At 68.0% G+C, this 3,060-nt stretch carries 4 protein-coding genes; 1 reads left to right on the plus strand and 3 read right to left on the minus strand.

Annotation, left to right across the window (positions count from 1 at the left end):
• Nucleotides 1-8: 8 nt before the first annotated feature.
• Together B8115_RS07255 and modA are read right to left on the minus strand one after the other, a co-directional pair.
• On the minus strand, nt 9-482 hold the full coding sequence (locus tag B8115_RS07255; RefSeq protein ID WP_010627112.1) for a molybdenum ABC transporter permease: 474 nt from the start codon (nt 480-482) through the stop codon (nt 9-11).
• A 6-nt stretch (nt 483-488) separates the two neighbouring features.
• Entirely contained in the window at nt 489-1,265 is a 777-nt protein-coding gene (gene modA, locus B8115_RS07260; protein ID WP_010627113.1) for a molybdate ABC transporter substrate-binding protein, read from the minus strand.
• Between the two features lie 214 nt (nt 1,266-1,479).
• Between modA and B8115_RS07265 the strand changes: the two genes are divergently transcribed.
• The gene (locus B8115_RS07265) at nt 1,480-1,842 is read left to right on the plus strand and encodes a RidA family protein (protein ID WP_010627114.1); all 363 of its coding nucleotides are present in this window, start codon (nt 1,480-1,482) and stop codon (nt 1,840-1,842) included.
• A gap of 7 nt (nt 1,843-1,849) precedes the next feature.
• Here the strand turns inward: B8115_RS07265 and B8115_RS07270 are convergent.
• The coding region (locus B8115_RS07270; protein WP_010627115.1) for an ABC transporter permease at nt 1,850-3,060 on the minus strand (1,211 nt) is incomplete at its 5' end.

A 3,060-nucleotide genomic window follows, 5' to 3' on the forward strand; every position in this document is an offset into this window, starting at 1 on the left:
CCGGGTTTTTATACCGCCGCGGTGAGCAGGCCCTGGCGCGACAGCGGCAGCACCACCGACACCAGTCGATCCAGCGGCCCCGCCCGCAGGGTGGCGGCTACCTCCAGCGGGCGGCGCCCCATGGCCTGGAAGGCGTTCTGCAGCGGCTGCACCACGAAGGGCAGCGAATAGACCATCGAGCCGATCACCAGCCCGGTGAAGGTAAAGGCCAGGTGGCTCGCGCCCAGGCGTTCCAGGGTGCCGCCCACGGCGCCGCGGGGGCCGAGCAGGATCAGCAGGTAGAAGCCGATCACCGTGGGCGGCAGCACCAGCGGCAGCGAGACCAGCGCCTCGATCACCACCTTGATGCGGCGCTGGGTATGGGCCAGCCACCAGGCCAGCGGCAGGCACAGCACCAGCAACAGGGCGGTGCTGATCAGGGCCAGGCGGAAGGTGAGCTGCAGCGCGATCCAGTCGGCCTCGCCGATCCCGAACCAGGTCATCTCGCCTTACTCATCGGGTAGCTGGAAGCCATAGGCACGCATGATGCTGCGGGTTTCCGCCGAGCCCATGTAGTCGGCGAACAGCCGGGCGGTAGGGTTGTCGGCGGCGCGGCGGGTGATGATGAAGCCCTGGGTGAGCGGTGCGTGAAGGGAATCGTCGATCAAATGGTAGCCGCCCTGGTCGAGTATCGACGGGTGGCGGACCAGCGACAGGGCGATGATGCCCACCTCGGCGGCACCGCTCTGCACCAACTGCATGGTGTGGGCGATGTTCTCGCCGAACACCAGCCGCCGCTCCAGCGTTTCCCACAGGCCGCTGGCACGCAGGGCCACCTGGGCCCGGTCGCCATAGGGCGCATGGCGGGGGTTGGCGATGGCGATGCGGCGGAAGCGCTCGTCGGCAAGGTCGTCCAGGGTCAGTGCCGAGGCGTCGAGCCCGTCGCTCCAGATCACGATGCGGCCCTCGGCGTAGGGGATCACCTCGCCGGCGGCATGGCCGGCCTCTTTCAGTGCCTGGGGGTAGGCGATGTCCGCCGAGAAGAACAGATCGAAGGGGGCGCCATGCTCGATCTGGCTGCGAAAACGCCCCGAGGAGCCATAGAGCACCTCGATGGGATGCTCGGGATGATCGGCGGCGAAGTTCTCCAGTATCTCGTCCATAGCGAAGCGCAGGTCCGAGGCGGCGGCAATTCGGGTCGGCTTCGGGTCGGCCAGGGCCGTTGCGATGGTCAGGCTCAGGCCGAGGACGGCCATGCCGGCCAATAGACGAAAAACACGGCTCATCGATCGTTCCCCCGTTGGGTTCTTCTGTGCTCGTCCGGCTAGGGCGAGTCATCGTCATATCCCGGTGGATATAACGATCCGTCGTATACTGCCATGCATAACGTTGGCTGGATATACCGCACAGGAGGTATCCCTGCGGATGCCGGTGGGGCATCGACGCTGAGCGCTGGGGATGCGGTAGAATCGACGGGCTTTAACTTCCGAGGAGAAAGAAATGACCATCGTCCGTCATGATACCAAGGCGCGCATGAGCCGCGCGGTGATTCATCAGGGTATCGCCTACCTGTGCGGCCAGGTAGCCGGCCCCGAGGCGCGCCACGGCGACATCACCGAGCAGACCGAAAGCATGCTGGCGCGGGTGGATGCGCTGCTGGCCGAGATCGGCTCGGACCGCGAGCACCTGCTGACGGCCACCATCTACCTCAAGGACGGCCATGACTTCGCCGCCATGAACGCGGTGTGGGACGCCTGGGTACCCACCGGCCATGCCCCGGCACGTACCTGCGTCTGTGCGCCGATGCCTGCCGACGAGCTCAAGGTGGAGATCACCGTCACGGCCATGGTGCCGAGCGCCTGAAGCCTGCTCACCTCACGCAGGGGTCGTCCAGCGGCGCCTCTCGCGGCCGCAGCCGTCGCGAGAGGGTGTCCACGGCGATGTTGAGCGCGGCGGTGATCAGCAGCAGGAAGAAGGCCACGTCGAACATCAGGTAGTCGAAGCCCTCTTCGATATAGAAGCCCAGCGTGGCCACCCCCAGCATGCCGAGAATCGCCGTTTCGCGCAGGATCACCTCGGCGCGATAGTAGAGCAGCGCCAGCAGCCCGGGGTAGACCCGCGGCAGCAGCTCGTAGGCCAGGCGCCCGCTGGCCGGCAGGCCCGGCATGCCGGGGTTGATGGCATCGGCGTGGCGTGCCACCAGGAAGGCGATCAGGGCCCCGTTGTGCAGCGCCAGGGCCAGCCAGGCGGGCAGCAGCGAGGGGCCGAGCAGCAGCAGGAAGACGAACGCCAGCATCAGCTCCGGCGTCGAGCGTAGGAAGATCAGCACGCCGTGCCCAGCCAGTCGCGTGCCGCGATTGCCGAAGTGCCGGCTTGCCAGCGGCCACAGGAGCAGCGCCACAGCGAGCGCGCCGACGGTGCCGAGCAGACCCAGTAGCAGGGTATTGCCGATGGCCGGTCCCAGCTGCGGGATCCGCGCCAGCCAGGCGAGCATTCCCGCCCAGTCGCCGGCCAGCAGCGCCGCCGGCCAGATGTCCTCGGAGACGAAGCGCCACAGCAGCGCGCCGTCCACGCTGGGCCACGGCCCCAGCAGCCAGACGCCCCCCACCAGCAACAGCGGGATCAGCCGCTTGTGGCCCCACCACGGCAGGCTGGCGATCAGCAGATAGAACAGCCACAGCAGCGCCCCCGCCTCGTGGTAACGGCCCTCGCGGAAGGCGGTCTCGAGATGGAAACCCAGGGTCGGCAGGCCGACGAAGCCGAGCAGCACGCTGGCGCGCAGGCCGCACTCGAAGCGGTAGCGGGTATAGGCGGCGAGCTGGGACCAGGCCAGTGGCAGCTCGGCATAGACGAAACGCGCCAGCCGCCCGCTGCCGGGTGGCAGGGCGTCGCGTGGCGCGCGCGGGGTCTGCTCGAGGATCTCGGCATAGACCTTGGCGAAGATACCGGCATAGGGAATCGCCAGCGCCGCCAGGGCGGTGAGTGCCGAGAGACCGAACACCTGCAGGAACAGCAGTGCCCAGAACAGCTCGTGAATGGCGCGCACGAAGGCGCAGCCGGCGCGCACCAGGCGTGAGCGGG

It is taken from the genome of Halomonas sp. KM-1 (assembly GCF_000246875.1).
Lineage (GTDB): Bacteria > Pseudomonadota > Gammaproteobacteria > Pseudomonadales > Halomonadaceae > Halomonas > Halomonas aerodenitrificans.

What these genes read in the sequence shown, in the direction of transcription:
- B8115_RS07255 (WP_010627112.1), bottom strand. Translation starts at nt 482, where the DNA reads ATGACCTGGTTCGGGATCGGCGAGGCCGACTGGATCGCGCTGCAGCTC.
- modA (WP_010627113.1), bottom strand. Translation starts at nt 1,265, where the DNA reads ATGAGCCGTGTTTTTCGTCTATTGGCCGGCATGGCCGTCCTCGGCCTG.
- B8115_RS07265 (WP_010627114.1), top strand. Translation starts at nt 1,480, where the DNA reads ATGACCATCGTCCGTCATGATACCAAGGCGCGCATGAGCCGCGCGGTG.